Annotated in this window: 19 protein-coding genes; 18 read left to right on the forward strand and 1 reads right to left on the reverse strand. The window is 42.6% G+C overall.

Features of this window, described 5'->3' with window-relative positions; translation table 11 throughout:
• From HC733_RS10935 to HC733_RS11010, 16 genes are all read left to right on the forward strand, one after another.
• On the forward strand, positions 1–2,367 hold the full coding sequence (locus HC733_RS10935; RefSeq protein ID WP_190365082.1) for a phage tail tape measure protein: 2,367 nt from the start codon (positions 1–3) through the stop codon (positions 2,365–2,367).
• A complete protein-coding gene (locus tag HC733_RS10940; protein ID WP_190365083.1) occupies positions 2,364–2,675 on the forward strand; it encodes a DUF2590 family protein in 312 nt (103 codons plus the stop codon). Before HC733_RS10935 ends, HC733_RS10940 begins: the two co-directional genes overlap by 4 nt.
• Complete coding sequence (locus HC733_RS10945; RefSeq protein ID WP_190365084.1) at positions 2,672–3,814, forward strand: baseplate J/gp47 family protein; 1,143 nt, start codon at positions 2,672–2,674, stop codon at positions 3,812–3,814. The genes HC733_RS10940 and HC733_RS10945 overlap by 4 nt, the downstream gene beginning before the upstream one ends.
• Complete coding sequence (locus HC733_RS10950; protein ID WP_190365085.1) at positions 3,807–4,322, forward strand: phage tail protein; 516 nt, start codon at positions 3,807–3,809, stop codon at positions 4,320–4,322. Before HC733_RS10945 ends, HC733_RS10950 begins: the two co-directional genes overlap by 8 nt.
• Positions 4,319–6,460 carry a phage tail-collar fiber domain-containing protein gene (locus HC733_RS10955; protein WP_190365086.1) on the forward strand — a complete coding sequence of 714 codons (2,142 nt, stop codon included), beginning with the start codon at positions 4,319–4,321 and terminating at the stop codon, positions 6,458–6,460. Before HC733_RS10950 ends, HC733_RS10955 begins: the two co-directional genes overlap by 4 nt.
• A complete protein-coding gene (locus HC733_RS10960; RefSeq protein ID WP_190365087.1) occupies positions 6,460–7,653 on the forward strand; it encodes a glycine-rich domain-containing protein in 1,194 nt (397 codons plus the stop codon). Before HC733_RS10955 ends, HC733_RS10960 begins: the two co-directional genes overlap by 1 nt.
• Positions 7,650–8,186: a hypothetical protein gene (locus HC733_RS10965; protein WP_190365088.1), complete on the forward strand. Its 537-nt coding sequence runs from the start codon at positions 7,650–7,652 to the stop codon at positions 8,184–8,186. Before HC733_RS10960 ends, HC733_RS10965 begins: the two co-directional genes overlap by 4 nt.
• Complete coding sequence (locus tag HC733_RS10970; RefSeq protein WP_190365089.1) at positions 8,164–8,475, forward strand: hypothetical protein; 312 nt, start codon at positions 8,164–8,166, stop codon at positions 8,473–8,475. The genes HC733_RS10965 and HC733_RS10970 overlap by 23 nt, the downstream gene beginning before the upstream one ends.
• 1 nt (position 8,476) lies before the next feature.
• Positions 8,477–9,106 carry a hypothetical protein gene (locus tag HC733_RS10975; RefSeq protein ID WP_190365090.1) on the forward strand — a complete coding sequence of 210 codons (630 nt, stop codon included), beginning with the start codon at positions 8,477–8,479 and terminating at the stop codon, positions 9,104–9,106.
• The gene (locus HC733_RS10980) at positions 9,103–9,588 is read left to right on the forward strand and encodes a baseplate complex protein (protein ID WP_190365091.1); all 486 of its coding nucleotides are present in this window, start codon (positions 9,103–9,105) and stop codon (positions 9,586–9,588) included. The genes HC733_RS10975 and HC733_RS10980 overlap by 4 nt, the downstream gene beginning before the upstream one ends.
• 3 nt (positions 9,589–9,591) lie before the next feature.
• On the forward strand, positions 9,592–10,290 hold the full coding sequence (locus HC733_RS10985; RefSeq protein WP_190365092.1) for a hypothetical protein: 699 nt from the start codon (positions 9,592–9,594) through the stop codon (positions 10,288–10,290).
• A complete protein-coding gene (locus HC733_RS10990) occupies positions 10,263–11,210 on the forward strand; it encodes a hypothetical protein (protein WP_190365093.1) in 948 nt (315 codons plus the stop codon). Before HC733_RS10985 ends, HC733_RS10990 begins: the two co-directional genes overlap by 28 nt.
• Before the next feature lie 105 nt (positions 11,211–11,315).
• The gene (locus HC733_RS10995; protein WP_190365094.1) at positions 11,316–11,633 is read left to right on the forward strand and encodes a hypothetical protein; all 318 of its coding nucleotides are present in this window, start codon (positions 11,316–11,318) and stop codon (positions 11,631–11,633) included.
• A 170-nt stretch (positions 11,634–11,803) separates the two neighbouring features.
• Positions 11,804–12,088, forward strand: a complete 285-nt coding sequence (locus tag HC733_RS11000) for a hypothetical protein (RefSeq protein WP_190365095.1) — start codon at positions 11,804–11,806, stop codon at positions 12,086–12,088.
• 30 nt (positions 12,089–12,118) lie between these two features.
• On the forward strand, positions 12,119–12,646 hold the full coding sequence (locus HC733_RS11005) for a hypothetical protein (RefSeq protein ID WP_190365096.1): 528 nt from the start codon (positions 12,119–12,121) through the stop codon (positions 12,644–12,646).
• A 19-nt stretch (positions 12,647–12,665) separates the two neighbouring features.
• Positions 12,666–13,070, forward strand: a complete 405-nt coding sequence (locus HC733_RS11010) for a hypothetical protein (protein WP_190365097.1) — start codon at positions 12,666–12,668, stop codon at positions 13,068–13,070.
• A 75-nt stretch (positions 13,071–13,145) separates the two neighbouring features.
• Here the strand turns inward: HC733_RS11010 and HC733_RS11015 are convergent, their stop codons facing one another.
• The gene (locus tag HC733_RS11015; protein ID WP_190365098.1) at positions 13,146–13,478 is read right to left on the reverse strand and encodes a hypothetical protein; all 333 of its coding nucleotides are present in this window, start codon (positions 13,476–13,478) and stop codon (positions 13,146–13,148) included.
• 607 nt (positions 13,479–14,085) lie between these two features.
• Between HC733_RS11015 and HC733_RS11020 the strand changes: the two genes are divergently transcribed.
• A complete protein-coding gene (locus tag HC733_RS11020) occupies positions 14,086–15,027 on the forward strand; it encodes a hypothetical protein (protein WP_190365099.1) in 942 nt (313 codons plus the stop codon).
• Between the two features lie 53 nt (positions 15,028–15,080).
• Entirely contained in the window at positions 15,081–15,506 is a 426-nt protein-coding gene (locus HC733_RS11025) for a hypothetical protein (protein ID WP_190365100.1), read from the forward strand.
• Positions 15,507–15,742: the final 236 nt, after the last annotated feature.

A 15,742-nucleotide genomic window follows, 5' to 3' on the forward strand; every position in this document is an offset into this window, starting at 1 on the left:
ATGAGTTCACTCAGTAAATTAGACAAGTTGATGTATTCAATTGGGGTGATTGATAAAGTCACAGGCCCTGTGAATAAAATCATGGCAAAAATTAATCAACTGAGTGAACAAACAGCCAGTGCCAAGGCCCAGTTATCTGGTGGCTTAATGAATGCCGCAGGGGGGGCCATGATGTTAGTGGGTGCCCTAAACCCCGCCATTGAAGCACAAGCCGCACTAGGAGAAGTGAACTCGCTTGAAGTGAGCAACCAAGCGCTAACTCAGCTTAACAATACTGCGATGAACTTTGTTAGTAATTACGGAGGTAATACAGCAGAGGTGATCCGCAGTTCTTACGATATCCAATCTGCAATATCAGGGTTAACGGGCAAAGAGCTTGCTCAGTTTACCGAATCTTCAGCCATTCTAGCCAAAGGCACCAAGTCAGATGCCGCCACGACCACTGATTATTTCGGCACCATGTATGGGATTTATCAAGATACAGCGAAAGAAGTTGGTAAATCGGAGTGGGTCCAAATGCTCACAGGGCAAACGGCCGCGTCTGTTCGCATGTTTAAAACAACGGGCTCAGAAATGGCGGGCGCGTTCTCAACATTGGGCGCCGATGCAAACAGCCATGGCATTAAAATGAACGAGTCCATGGCTGTGCTTGGTCAACTGCAAGCTACTATGTCGGGCAGTGAAGCGGGGACTAAGTATCGCGCGTTTTTATCTGGTGTGGGTAAAGCCCAAGAAAAGCTGGGCATTCAACTCACAGATGCACAGGGGAGAATGCTCCCTATTGTTGATGTGATGGATCGCATACATAACCGATTTGGCTTAATTGATACAGTTGCCGAAAGTGACGCATTACAAAAGGCATTTGGTACAAAAGAAGCCGTTGCACTCATTAAACAACTCATGCCGCAAATGGACCAATTAGAGGGCAATATCCATAAGCTAAGCAATATTACAGATATGGGTGTGGCCGTAGAAATGGCGGATGCAATAGGCAGTGCGTGGGATAGATTTGGCGGCTCACTCAATGCCGCATTAGTGAGCATGGGGCAAGCCGTACTACCGATTATTGAGCCTATTGTTGATGTGCTTGCCAAGCTCTTGAAAGGTGTTGTTTGGCTCACTCAAACATTCCCAACGTTGTCGGGCATTATTGGTACATTTGCCGTTGTATTAGTGGGTGCAATCGTGTCAGTGGGCGCATTTAACGCGTTGATGGGACTATATCGTTTAGCCATGTTGCAAGGTGTGAGTATCACTAAAATATCTACTGTTTGGTCCAAAGCTTGGTCTGGGGCGTTAGCAGTGCAAACGTCAGCTATGAGACTCGCTACGTTTACGGCTGCTAATTATGGCAATGCGCTGATGTTTGCAGGTGCGATGTTAAGCCGATTACAAACAATGGGGGTTGCAGGTGTGTTAACGCTTATCACTGCTAAGCTAGGTGCAGCAGCCACTGCTGCATGGACATTCTCAGCTGCATTGTTTGCAAACCCGATCACTTGGATTGTATTGGGGGTAGTGGCTGCAATCGCTGCTGTATCAGCACTGGTTTACTATTTTGATGATATAACAGAGGCGATGTCAAATTGGGCTGATAACTCAATGCTTTGGCAGGGTATGCGGGTAGCGTTTGATATTCTCACATTACCGCTGCAAGCGATTTGGTATTTAATAAAATCAATTGCTGGTGCAATTTACGATGTGCTCATGCCAGCAATGCAATCATTAACTAGTCTTGCACAAAGCGCATTAGATATATTCGCCGATTTTTATGCTCCAATTGAATCACTTTTTAATGGCATCGCAGACGAGTTATTGAGATTCATTGATAGCGCAATAGAAAAAGTAACATCGTTTTTCGCTTTTTTTGATGGACTTAGTGAACGTATTACCAAGTTTTTAAAAGGCGTAGCTGATAACGGTGTACTGAACATGCTGATTGGCTTTTTTAGTGACAAACCCAATACAAGCGCGTTAGAAGCAGTGTCAAAAGTGGAAAACATCACAACAAACAACGTGATCCCCATCAATAAAGTGCAGGCAAGGACACCAAGCGCAGTGCAACCACAACAGGTAGATCATGTTTATACCAACGTGATGCAAAGTGGTTCTGTTGCTGAGTTCGCACAATATAAAGCCGCGTCTGCGACTTTCCAAGATTTGGAAAATGAACAACGTGAACTCAATCAAACTTATCGACCTAAAGTTAAAAAGTCACCGTTTTTACAGCAGTTAGCAAATTCGCACAATATCAACACGAGTAATGCCAATAGTGATAATTCGCGCAATATTCATATCGAGAGTTTGACAGTCAAATCAGATGATGCAGAGCAAACTTTTGATGACATTATGGAGCTAGCAGGATGATACACATTGATTTAAATATTATTGATGGCGATTTATCACTTGATTCATTGTTACAACCTATCCAGCTAAGTGAGCGTGATGTAATTGCACAAGATATTAAACATAGGTTGATTGAAAGCGGCAAATTGCCGTTATTAATTGGCTTACGACAGCCACAACATATTAAACGTGTGCTGACTGAGCTTGAACTCATTATTGAAGAGGATGAACGATTAGTACCAGGCACTATTCAGCTAACCCCAAATAACGATGGGTTTATAGCGGTGACTGCTCAAACGCGAGACTATCAGCAAGAGGGGATAGTATGAGCCAGATATTTATTGATGAGTTAAAAGCGGCAGGCATTCCTACCGATGAAGATTCTTTTAAAAAGCAGTTTGAACAGCAGCTAGTTGAAAGTGGTTTTGTTGTTAACAACCAAAGCCCATTATCACCGTTTTGGCGCCTACAATCAGCACTGGTAGCTAAACCTGCGTTGCAACTTATCGAGCGTATGACATCGAATATCATGCCCAATAGCTTTGCTCAGTTAGCTCATGATGAATATTTAGATTTACACGGCCAAAGTCGCGGTGTGAAGCGTCTGACAGAAGTTAAAGCGCAAGGTCAGCTCCGGTTTTATCGCAGTGAAACAGAGTTAGAATTGGTGATCCCATCAGGAACTTTGATTGAGTCCCTTCCGATTAACGGGCGAGTGTACATGTTAGAGCTTGTGTCTGAATGCAGGTTCAATGTAGGGGAAGAAACACAAAGTGCATTAGCACAAGCGGTAGAAGCTGGGCAGGCATATAACTTAGCGGCGGGCTACTACACCAAAATTTTAGCTAACTTTGAAAATGTAACCGTAACCAATGATGTAGGTTGGTTGGTTACTGCGGGTCAGGACGTTGAAACAGATGAAAATTACCGAGAGCGTATTCGAGCAGCGTTCGCACAATTAGGCAGTTACCATGTGGATTTTGTGTATAAAAACCTCATTGCCACACACAGCGGTATTCCTTACGACAATATTGTACTAGAAAAAGGCGCACCACGCGGTGCAGGTACTGCAAACGCCTATGTGTTTTTAGAAATAGGGCAAGTAAGCCAAAGTATCATTAATTCAATTAATAACTATATCGCAGCGGGTAATCATGGTTTGGGAGATGATTTACAGGCATTTGCGATACCAAATAAAAACATTGATTTAACAGTAACTATTGCACAGAAAAATGACACACCGAGCATTATTTCAAACGTTGAACAATTTATACGTGCGGTGTTTAGACAAAACGATGCATTCAAACCGACCCGAGTAAAACCACTCTCAAGCTTTAGCTTTAGCTTACTTAATGCAGAGCTACACAACACGTTTAGCCAGCTGCATAGTGTGGAGTATGACGTAAACCAATTAGAATCAGGGTTTTGGTTGCCTAAGTTGCAAAACTTGGTGGTGAAACATGGATAAACCACAACTACCAATTTGGCTTGACGGATCAAGTGCTAACAAGTTAGCAGATGCCGCACAACAAATTTGGCAAAAAGTTGAGTCTCAGCTTACGTATTGGTTAACGCTTCAACAAAGTGAAAGTGCAAGCCTCGCTATTTTGGATTTGCTTGCGTGGGAACGTGGGATAACACGGATACCTGATGAAGCACTTGAATTGTATGCAAAGCGTGTGCAATTAGCCCAGCTTAACGCAAACGATGCAGGTAGCGCTGATGGATTAGAGAGAATCTTTAAACGGCTTGGCTTTGGTTATGTCGCGGTGAATGAGCGAGTGCCAGGGCTTGAGTGGGACCAAGTTCAAATTGAAATGTTAGAAACCGAATTTGCAGGTAAAGAACGTTTGGTACTCGAACTTATAGAAACATATGGCAAAACATGCCGTCGCTACTTGCTCAACGCATTAGCAGCAATTACGACTGCTGAGGGCGCAGGCCTCATTAATTACAATAAGGAAGTTGCACGGTGAGTACGCTTACTATTACAAATGCAGGGCTTGATTATAAAAATGCGGTACTTGCAGGTGTTGAACAACCCAACATTACACACATGCTTTTTGCTAATGTGCCTAACATTGATGTAACTAGTGCACCTAGCGCTAATTCAGTCGTTCCATCCGAATATGTTGTGCATTCACAGAGTATTGAGCGTGTCAGCAATTTAGATGGTAATGCATTGGTGATTTCAGCGGTGCTTGATTACAGTTTGGGTGATTTTACCTTTAATTGGTATGGCGCCGTTGCAACAAAAGCAGATGGCTCACAAGTGTTGGTTGCAGTGGTGCATACACACGATCAAACTAAAACTAAAACAGATGGCCCAAACATTGGTGATTACTCAGTTAAGTCCATAGTTTGGCAATCTCAACAGCTCGGTCAAAACGTGGCTGTCAACATTGCAACGCAACCTTGGCAGCTAGAAAACGACGCATTTGCAACGCAGCGAGATAAAACAGAGCTAACTGAGAAAATTAACGATTTACATAGCATTGCGTACACAACAAACAATAAACCGACCCCCGCAGATGTGAGCGCTAAGCTCGCGCGCTATGAAAGCTCTTTAATCGATGTGTTAGGTCATGACTTTAAAATCCGAGATAAACGTGCACTCGTTGGTTTTGCCGACAAGTTGATAGTTAACTATGACGCTGATTGGTCACAAGTTGAAGCTAAAGGTACATGGAATTTTCTCGGAGATATTGTCGCTTATTACGATATTAAAATGGCTGGGTCGGACAGCTACATTTGGTCACCGAATATAACGAATGGCTCAACGGGTATTTATGACCCTTACAGTAATATTACCGCACTTAAATATACGAATGGAAAAGCCTTTGACTTTGGTGCAGACATTAACATCACCAAAAATAACCCATGGCTGACACTAAAAAGCAGCTCAGAGGGTAATGATAACACTCAACAGGCGGCGGGTATCTCGCTGGGTGAAAGTGGTAGAGAGAACAAAGCATCATTGCACTTGAGCTATATCGGAAATGGTTCTTCATACATAGGTATGGGCACCCCGGGGGCAGATAACATCCCTGATAACTGGGCAATGCAGATGCATTACCAAAGTACATGGGTGAGGTTCCGAAATGAGATTCAACTTGTAGATGATAAAACTCGACTAAACAAAGGCGATCTAAATGCACTGAGAGTAGTAACAGACAGTGGTTATGTTGATATTGGTGCTATGAACTCTGACTTTTGTCATTTCCAAACAGACCGACCTCGTTTTTATCTTGATAAGCCAACATTCATTAGAGGGGAAATTTACGCAGGCAGTAATTATGACCAGCGCGTTTACCACCAAGGATATAAGCCAAGCGCTGATGATGTAGGTGCCTTTGTGCAGAATTGGGGAATCACACCCACTGTCAACACCAGCGAGTTTACAACAATTGCAAAAATCAACGGCTCAAATTTAGCGTCTAGCATTACGTTGCAACTAAAAGGTACAACGGGTAGTACAGTTGTCAATGTCAAGGCAGACATATTAGTCAATCACCACAAAGACATTACAGTTGACTCAATGTCTGGCGGCTATACGCCTATTCAATTGCGTATTATTTGCAACGGAAATGAAAAATATATCATTCAAGCCAAGACATTAAATGGCAATCCGCTACCCCTAATTTGTAGCATTCAATCGCATACTAAAGATGCGGTGAGCATCGGCAGCTACAGCACCGATGGCTATACGATTGAGCATATTCACACAACAGAGAAAAACAAGCGTTCGTTAAGTTCAATTAACGGAACAGGCTTGCTTATTGATAATAACCCAGCGCTTCACACGGGCAATGTTCACCGCTATAGCGAAGCCCGTACCGTGCTTAGCAGCGGCGCTTTAGCCGCAAACAGCAAAAACCATTTAACCGCAACTGACACCTTCACTTTGCCAGCCGTTGCCAACTTAAGTGAAGGTGCCACAGTGGTTGTGTCTAAAGCCATGGCAGCAACCCCCACGATTAAAGTGCAGGGCAGAAGCGAGCATATAGCGATGATGCAAGGCACAAAAATGTTAACAGATGACAGTGTGCAGTTTGATACCCACACAACACTCACGTTTATTTTAAACGCAGACAAAAATTGGGAGATGCAATAGTGTCTACAAGCGTAAGTGATTTAAATCAAAATAATTATTTAAATGCATATCCCGCTGTGCAGGGGCAGATATTAGTTCCGAATCGGCGTTATGCATTTAGTCATGACATATTGAGTGTCAGACTCCCCCCAATCGACACTTTAAAAGTGGGTGACTGGATAGAATTAGTGCCTGCAATTAGTTGGACGCATAGTGTGCAAGTGCAGATTATTGATAATGCGCGGCTTATCTCTAGTGTGAGCCCAATCGCTCACGATAAAAATAATCCTTTGATAGTGAACGGGCAATACAACAACTACAGCGGCGGTTATGGCGGGGCTATCTATCACAGATATCGGTTTAACGGCAGAGATTGGCAACCCGAGCAAAAATGGAGTGCTGCGCAGGCTGGGCTATCAAACACCTCAGGCGTTGAGGTTATTACAGCATCAAAAACATTCACCGTACCTGCTGGTGTCACTGAGCTAATCATTGATGCGGTAGCCGCTGGAGGTGGCGCAGGTGGTGGTGCGACTAAAGTACACGACCCCTCCCCCGATGCGCCGCAGCACACAGCCAGCGGTGGTGGTGGTGCTGGCGGTGGCGCAGCTGTGGTAAATGCTAGAGTTCCAGTGGTGTCAGGGCAAGAAATTCAAATCATTATTGGCGATGCAGGCATCGGTGGTTTCACATATTTATTAGACCCGCCAGTTGACAAAAATGGTACAAACGGCACAGATGCTGGGATAACCAAAGTCGGTGACTTCATTGAGATTGAAGGGGGTAAGGGAGGCAACGGCGGTACTTTCAAAGTTAATGATGGTAGCGGTGCGACAATAGCCCCTGCAATTGGTGGAATGGGTGGCATGGTGCTTGTAAACAATACCAATGGGCAGGCATTTAATGGGGGAAGAGGTGGTGCTTCTGGTACAGCGGCACCGAACAGCTCAACATCGGGAGAAAATGGCGCATCTATTGGTTATACTGGCGGTGATGGTGCGCCCGTTGGAATCCCCATCTCGAATAGCGGCGGTGGCGGCGGTGGTGCATCAGCTTTTGGTGACGGCGGTGGCTCGGGCTTAAACGGTAGTAACTTTGGCGGTGGTGGTGGTGCAGATAGTGGCTATGTGTACAGTAGCACCAGCTCAACATCAGGACTATATGCGGGTAACGGTGGCCGCTCAATGGTTAAAATTCAGTGGGAGGTTCAATGAGAGCAGCATTAGTTAGTGATGACAATATAATCGCAAATATCATACGAATTGACTCGCTGAGTGACATAGCAGGCGCTCGTTTCATGAGTGATAAGTCAAAGCTAAAAATTGGAGATAGCTATGACGAAACGCTAGCACACTGCGAAGAATCACCCCCATTGAGCAACCAACAGTTACCCACTATAACACTCTCTAATGTGAGTGTTGGCAGTACAAATGCACGTTTAATCGGCAAAATTTGGTGGGTGCCTCAGTACGAACAATTTACGATTACAGCGCAAGCGGAAGGGCTACCAAACGGCGGTCTGATGGTTATGGTTGAGCGAGTCATTAACGCATCAACCCCCGTTGATGACGTTCGCTTTCAAGCACTTATCAAAGATGGGCAAGTCACGATGACGGGAAAATTTGAACTCAGTGGTAACTACATCATTACAGCAAACAGATTAAATGCAGGTTTAGAGCGCATTGGTGCGCCATTTAGATTGTCATTTGAAACAATGGAGTTTGATGCGTATGTCCCTGCAACATAACTATCTATTTAGAGTGCTGTTAACGCTCGATCAAACACTGAACGTGATCTTGTTCAATGGTGGCGAAGATCACACAATTAGCGGCAGGGTGGGACACAAAGCCAAAACCACAGGACTTTGGTATTGGTGTGTTTTGGAAAAGTTGATAAACACCCTGTTTTGGTTTGACCCTGATCACTGTAGGCGGTCAATTGAAAACGGTGCAATTTTTCAAACAACAACACAACAAGACATTAGGCATTTTTTGCGTCTAATAGTTGTGGCATTACTTGTTTATTTGTGGTGGTAGCATGCGTGTGCACATGCTTAGCCACCATAGCTATCAACGCTCAGGTGATACAACAAGCGCCGCAGGAGCTTTTGAACTTGCCCAAGCAATAAAAGACGCAACGCGATTAGAGCGCCCCAGCGCATTCAATGCGTTGGTGTTATTAGCAATGAGTGACAGCGCGCGGGGCTTGAAAAAGCAACTAGAGAGTATTAATCAGGGTTGTTCGGTGCCGGCATTTTTAACTGCTGCGAGTTACGCGGATTCTTACCAATCATTAGAGCATGATAAATTCACACAGTTAACAGGGCAGTCAATAGAATGGGCTGAGATAACAGCGAATACATTACCGCTGGTTGCAATGAAAAAGTGCCATGATGACTTAGACAATATTGACAGCCAAGGCAAGCAGTGTATCAGCGATATTGACAGCGCATTAAACGAGATAAAACAACTCAAGGCCGAGCGTGACCAGCGTTTGCAGTCGAGCACATTGCCGAGTGTAGACATTGAAACGTACAGTATAAACGCGGGTAGTGCAAACGCACTTGCTCAGGCTATTAGTCAATTAGGAAATAATAGCATCCACTGGGCCTTTGCTGTGTTCGTAGGGGACCAATCAGCGTTAGATAAGATCAGCGAGGTGTTATGACTATTTCTCTTGATGGGTGGCAAGTACCAGGATTCAATATCAAAGTGGCTGTTGGGGTAAAACTGGCAGGCGGGGATCTGTCGGGCTATGGCTCATTTGCGCTAAGCTCAGACAATGGGGTTAAGCCCGCCATCATAACTGTTAAAACGAATATAGCGATGGTGGACGTTGCAGAGCTTGAGGACTTAATTAGCAAAGCGAAAGCGTTGGACGCGAATGGCGCCCGCATGGTGTACACGATTAATAACGCAGCAGCCCAAGCCTACAAAGTACGTAAAGCTAAGTTTGACGGTGATGTAAAAGCCACTGAATTAGAAGAGCTAAAAGGGTGGCAAGTTATATTTAAACTATTAGAAGTTAAATCAATCTCAGAGCGTGAACAGCAACACAGAGATAAAACAGCATCAAATAACAGCGTTCAGCAAGCAAACACTGGGCATGAATCAGTACAAAGCCAGTTTGAACAAGTCGAAGGACCATAGTTGATGAGCGCTAAACTCACTGCCATTTTAACCGTTGCAGGTGTAGCCGTTGACACAATCGTGAGCCAGCAAGTGCAGTTAGATTTAAACAGCACAGGCCGTGCAAAATTTGAAGTGGTGACGGAGCATGAGCCCACAGGTATCGTTGAATTGCATCTAGGGTACGACATAAATAAGATGTCCCCTTATTTTATGGGCGTGATTGAGTCAAAGTATTATGCAAATGGCCGTTGGTTTTTAACGTGTCGTGAACTATTGGGTGCGCTATCGTTAAAGGCGCCGATAGCGGTGCGACATGCGACTATCAGCAAAGTGTTAAGTGCATTAAATAATCAAATTGAGTTTGTGATCCCCGATACAACTTATTCACAAAGTGTGGTCCCTGCATTTTATCATAGCGGCACTGGCATTGAAGCTTTGAGGCAAATTGGTAATGTGTGGCAAATTCCTGAGTTTATATTTCAGCAACGGCCCGACGGTAAAATATATGTGGGGGCGTGGCATGATAGCCGCTTTGCTCAAAATTTCATTAATAATTACCCAGCACACACAATCAAATCAAACTCATCGACAACAGGCACATTAATCGCAGTGCCAAAACTTAGGCCAGGTATTAAACTCAATGGTTACTACATCACGGAAGTGACTCTTATTAATGACAGGATGCAGATCAGATGGTCAAAGCAGCTTTTAAGCGCTTAGTATTGCGCTGTTTTCCAGAACTCGGCGAACGTAAGCATTTACCACAATTAGCTCGAATTGAAAAACTCTATGATTTACCAACGGATAGTCCAAAAATAAGCACCCCATTTAGGCCCTATAAAGCCGCCGATGTGCAGTTGCTTAACCCACACACGTATGAACGGCTTGATACACCAGCTTTTGAGCAAGTGACTTTAGCAACAGGCCAAGCCCATATGCACGGACTCCATAACGAGCCGTGTGTCGGTATGTTATGCCTTATTCAATACATTGATGGGTTAAACTCGCTGCCTGTGATCACAAGTGTGTTGCCCTGGCAAAGTTTGATAGCAACGCACAAATCAACCGATGTCACGTTGCAGCAATCCCCAATATCGACAATCAAGGGCAGTAATGGCAACTGGCAAATTAATACAACAGGCGAGATAGCCCAAAACTCTGATATAAACAACGTGACAGCGCGAGAGCGGCACGAAGTTTACTTTAGTAAGCAGACCACGATTCACAGTCACGACTACTCTAAAATAGACGGCAACCAAGTCAATGAGATAATGGGCGCACTAAAGACGGTAGTCGGAGAAAAAGCGTTACTCACAGCACTAGAAGGGGTGCTCATTGGCAGTCAGAAAGCGATAGAAGTTAAAGCGCATGACAATATGATGATAGAATCGCTTAAAACACTTCATGCAAAAGCATCAAAGCTTGCAAAAGTGGAGGGGAGCACGGTGTGGATCGGCAATGACTCAATGAATGCGTTGCAAATTCTTAGCGATTTAATCACCATTGTCAGCGATACTAATAAAACACTTTCAGCACACATTCACCCACCTGATAAACCGCCTGCGCAATCGGCTGAGTTTTCCTCGTATTCAGCAAAAGCAAATGGACTAAAGGGTGATTTAGATCCTATCGTGGGTTAAGTTACCCACAGATTTTGTGACTAAGCTGTGCACACCCAACCATATATATGCCGATTGGAAGCTTAACCACCCTAAAGACATACCCAACTTTGAAAAGGAAATAAGATGAATAATTTTGATAATTTTGTAAAGTTAGTAATCAAAAAAGCCATTGGTGACAAAGCATCGTGTTCTGAACTTATCAATGCTCAAGACCCGTATTTTGTTATTCAGCGCGCTGATAGTGCTAGCAGGTTTCAAGTTTTTGTTCCCTCTTTACTATCCATAGAGTATGAGCAAAGACATCATGAATTTTTGAAAAAAACGTATGATTTAAACTCGATAGATCCCTCAACTACATTGGGACAAACTAAAATTTATCTGACAAAAGCAATAGAAGAGTTTCTTGATGAAAAGCCAGTAAGCCCATTTTACATACGGTGATAATCAAACAGTTTTATTTACTGTTCTAGCTAATAAAAATAAGGTGATTTCGTCAGTGTTGGAATAAGCAGCAAGGAGCACCAGCGAAGTATAGACACAACTTGGGTACTTATCGGGGGTTTAGTGAATATGCGCCGGCGCTATTAAATGATCGGCTTTGTGAGTTTGCAATGAGCGAACGAACAGTTAAAAGCGGCATTAATAAGCAGCCGACAAACCTAAGAACCAAAGTAAATACATTGCTTAAAAAGGCTGGTTTAGATTGGGCTACAGCGAAAACATTTGAAGATTCGCTAATCATTCACTTAGCTAAAGATGTGGATCATGGTGTAGTTGCTGATTTGTTTGGTTTCAGTTCGCGGCAGGTAGTGGCCGATAAATACAATGGGAATTTGCTTCAACTTTCTGACGCATTGAACAAGCTCTATGCGCGGATACTAACAACAGGGTATTAAACCCACTTTAAGTAAAAAAGGAAAGTTATATTGTCAGTCAAAAATAAAGTAGAAGAATTAGCTGAAGTGGATTCAATAAAATATTGGCAAAGAATCTTAAAGGAGTTTCTTAACCATCCACATGGCATATTTCTTTTTATAGATACCCGTAAAGAAGAAGCGGAAAGTCCAAGTAACAAAAGGCTTGTTAAATTTGTCAAAGATGTTGGATATTTAGCTGAAATTGATAATTTAATTGCGCAATATGATGAGACAACCGCTTGTAAAACAGACAATGAAAACCGACTTGCTTTAGTAAGAATCTACTCTGAGATTGCATTCAATATGCTTAAAGAACTCGAATATCTCGAATCAAAGCCAGGCAAAAGTGAGCGTGGTTTTGATTATGTGAAATGGTCGATCAGCGCGAAGGGAGTAGACGTCGCATTAAAGCTGCAAGAGCATGAAGATAACAAGAAAAGGCACAAAGCGTCACTTCGACTTCATAAAGTGGCTATCTGCGTTTCCGTGGCGGCTGTAATTGTTACTGCTCTAGCTACAATTATTAAAATGACATAGGAATGACAGGAGAACGGTTATGAGCAAAAGAAATGACGCTTGGTGCTACAGCTTTGATGGGGAGAACTTTACCAGTGGCACATTCACAAGCATAGAAAGTGCATTGCAGGATGCAAGAAATAAAGCTGACGATAGCGCTAAGGTTTATCTAGCGCCCTGCGAAACTTATGACAATTCTAGGTTTTTTCCTGATGCTGACGAGCTGATTAACTACATGGGCAATCAGGCAGACGATGTTGGTGGTGAATATGCAAATGATTACCCTGATGTACGCGAAGAAGCTGAAAATGAGCTAACAGAAAAGCTGCATGACTTATTAAATAAGTGGTGTGATAAGCATGACGTTGCGCCTTCGTTTTACGGTGTTGGTACAGCAGAGCTTTATGATTTAAAAACTCTGCAACCAGTAAAATCTACCGCTTAAATCTAGTATTGGAAAAAGGCAGGTTGATTGGATCAGTAGCGTTCGATTCTATGCAACTTGCACCAACACAAAACATCACAAAATACAGGGTTTGCACTGCTCATCAACGACCATATAAGCTTTATCACCAAAAAGCGCCCCTCTTAATCTAATTCCTTTAGGTAACTCAACGAATCCAAACAAACCCGTTTCGTCAAATGAATAAGCCTCGATACGCATTAAGATTATTTCTTTAAACCTGTTTATCTTTTGAGCTTTTACAATACCGCCAAATGTGATCATATGCTCTTCACCATCTACGATACACGCAATAGACTGTCCAGATATGCTTTTGCTTTTATTAGGGCTTCCATTTTTGTTGAGAAGCACTCTACCGTAGTTATGCCGATAAGCAATTGTGACCAACAAGTTTTTCAACCCAAGTATACTGTTTATTTATACAGTTTAAGCGGGATTTGTGAGGAGTGAAAGTTAGTTGATTTACGAGTGTGTGTACTGATGTGTGTATTATATTTTTTATTGGTTGATAAATGCAACTAAATCAATTGATTGGTGGTTTTGGTTCATAATCGTGCCAATAAATTGTTGGGCCAGTTAGGCTGTGTTCTTGTGTTGCCATATAGGGCTTAAACCTTTCTCGTTCATTATGTTAAGTGAGCTTTTCGTTGTCATCAAAAATAGCGGTATTCGCAAAGCTTCAACGCTTATTGTCGCATAATGTAGGGGGAAGGGTAAAACCTAATGTGTTCTAGATATATTGGCTGTGAGTGAAGAGGAAAAAGGTTGTGGGTGTTGAAACCCGAGTCCTGCATTTATAAGCGGATAAGCGGGCAACAAAGTACATCACTAACGGGAAACGGATACTTTGCATTAGTCTTTTTTGCTACACTAAAAGTTACATTTTAACATCTTTATATTTACTTTAAAATCACGTTTGGATATATTGCGGGTCCACCATGGAGGTGGTTAAAGACTTTGAAAAAAAATAACGTAAGGAAAATGGAAAAATGGAAAAATGGAAAAATGGAAAAATGGGTTAAAGACTTGTCTACTGATGCTTGGGATGAGTTTTAGTAGTTTTTCTAACGCAATATCAGAAAGCTCTCAGGCATACGAAGAAGGCATCACAGTTAAATTAGGGTGTGAAGAAAACTGTGATTTAAATGATGCATTGACGAAAATGCATAAAGCAATCAGTAAACTTGATTTCGTAGTTAATGAAGAAAACATTTTTGAGCTGTATGACTCAAATGGTACGTTAATAAACTATATGAGCTATGGGCAGTTTTTAGAGAATATACCTAAAATTCAAAACATTACGAGCAACGAGCGCTCAGATATGGAAATCAGACCGTTTGATGGCGCTTTAGACTGCAGATATGATAGGGATCACCCATGTGAGGAGTGGGATTACCTTACCATGAAAATGTCTGAAGAATTAACATTGACACCTACGGTACTACCGATTAATCAACAATATATTGATTCTACTAACGATGTTTTAGGTTTTGTTAGCGGCGTTGTGTCATATCATATTGTTGGTCGGATTGCACGGGCAGCTAGAATGGCATCTTCTGCATTTGGTATGTATAAATCGGCTGTAGAAGCCACTGTAGGGGCCGCCGTCGGTCAAGCGGTAAGCAAAACGGCAACACTTGGCGTACTTAAAGACGGTGACTTTTTAATTATTATAGGAAATCAATCAGGTGTATATCGCCCAAGTTATCACCGCTTTGTAAAAATTACGAGTGGCTTTTGGGAGGCAATGGATAAGACGGCAAGAAGTACCAAGGCTTTAGAAGCAGTAGGTTTTTATGGGGGCTCTGGTGGAGGTGGAACAGGGGGCTCAAATACCCCAGCGCCAAACCCTGGAAATACAACAGGCATTACGTGCGTAACGGGTTACACTAATGCCACTGGCATACAGGTTCCTCAACCAATTTGTTGGCCTAGCTAATATATCAAGGTGTATGCTTGTCTATTGAGGGGCATACACCTTAAGGAAAAGAAATGTATATAGTCCTGTTTATTATTACTTACTTCTTTTTAGCGCTGTATGCGTTTAGTGAGCATAAAGAAAAGGTATTCTCATATACCCTCTGCTTGTTACTCTTTTTTAGTGTAAAGGATATTGTGGGGGTTTCTGGTTCGGTAATCTTACAAACTGTGTTATTTATTTTAATTGTTTGGGCTATATCGTTTACGAAAGGGTTTAAATTCAAAGCTGATAGCGCACTACTGCCATTCATTTTTGCTCCAATCGGCGTCCTTGCAATCACTTGGTTTACTTATGAGGAAAATTTCCTGACAGAAATAACGCAACGTCTAATACCAAAGATGGCAGTGCACGCGCTCATTTCCGTCCCAATAGCACTAGGTTTAATAAAAATGGTGGTTTTTTTTGCGCGTCTAGATGGACGTTCAAAAAGTAAGTGAAACAAAAACTATTACACGTTTTTTGCACCAAAAATACACTTGATACCAATTACATCAGGCAATTAAGCTTAAGTGTGCTGTTTGGAGTTTCAAAATGTCATCAATTGTCTTTTGTAGCAGGGCGGGATCACACTTTGTAAACAAGGAAAATCTATGATCTAATAGCGTTAATTTTTCCTATTTATCTATCGCAATGTCTTTATTTTCACATCTCGAATTAGTCAAAGAAAACCGTT

It is taken from the genome of Pseudoalteromonas sp. S16_S37 (assembly GCF_014694405.1).
Classification (GTDB): Bacteria; Pseudomonadota; Gammaproteobacteria; order Enterobacterales; family Alteromonadaceae; genus Pseudoalteromonas.

Excerpts from the sequence above, each read along its gene's own strand:
- HC733_RS10935 (WP_190365082.1), top strand. The coding sequence starts at position 1 with ATGAGTTCACTCAGTAAATTAGACAAGTTGATGTATTCAATTGGGGTG.
- HC733_RS10940 (WP_190365083.1), top strand. The coding sequence starts at position 2,364 with ATGATACACATTGATTTAAATATTATTGATGGCGATTTATCACTTGAT.
- HC733_RS10945 (WP_190365084.1), top strand. The coding sequence starts at position 2,672 with ATGAGCCAGATATTTATTGATGAGTTAAAAGCGGCAGGCATTCCTACC.
- HC733_RS10950 (WP_190365085.1), top strand. The coding sequence starts at position 3,807 with ATGGATAAACCACAACTACCAATTTGGCTTGACGGATCAAGTGCTAAC.
- HC733_RS10965 (WP_190365088.1), top strand. The coding sequence starts at position 7,650 with ATGAGAGCAGCATTAGTTAGTGATGACAATATAATCGCAAATATCATA.
- HC733_RS10970 (WP_190365089.1), top strand. The coding sequence starts at position 8,164 with ATGCGTATGTCCCTGCAACATAACTATCTATTTAGAGTGCTGTTAACG.
- HC733_RS10975 (WP_190365090.1), top strand. The coding sequence starts at position 8,477 with ATGCGTGTGCACATGCTTAGCCACCATAGCTATCAACGCTCAGGTGAT.
- HC733_RS10980 (WP_190365091.1), top strand. The coding sequence starts at position 9,103 with ATGACTATTTCTCTTGATGGGTGGCAAGTACCAGGATTCAATATCAAA.
- HC733_RS10985 (WP_190365092.1), top strand. The coding sequence starts at position 9,592 with ATGAGCGCTAAACTCACTGCCATTTTAACCGTTGCAGGTGTAGCCGTT.
- HC733_RS10990 (WP_190365093.1), top strand. The coding sequence starts at position 10,263 with ATGGTCAAAGCAGCTTTTAAGCGCTTAGTATTGCGCTGTTTTCCAGAA.
- HC733_RS10995 (WP_190365094.1), top strand. The coding sequence starts at position 11,316 with ATGAATAATTTTGATAATTTTGTAAAGTTAGTAATCAAAAAAGCCATT.
- HC733_RS11000 (WP_190365095.1), top strand. The coding sequence starts at position 11,804 with ATGAGCGAACGAACAGTTAAAAGCGGCATTAATAAGCAGCCGACAAAC.
- HC733_RS11010 (WP_190365097.1), top strand. The coding sequence starts at position 12,666 with ATGAGCAAAAGAAATGACGCTTGGTGCTACAGCTTTGATGGGGAGAAC.
- HC733_RS11020 (WP_190365099.1), top strand. The coding sequence starts at position 14,086 with ATGGAAAAATGGAAAAATGGGTTAAAGACTTGTCTACTGATGCTTGGG.
- HC733_RS11025 (WP_190365100.1), top strand. The coding sequence starts at position 15,081 with ATGTATATAGTCCTGTTTATTATTACTTACTTCTTTTTAGCGCTGTAT.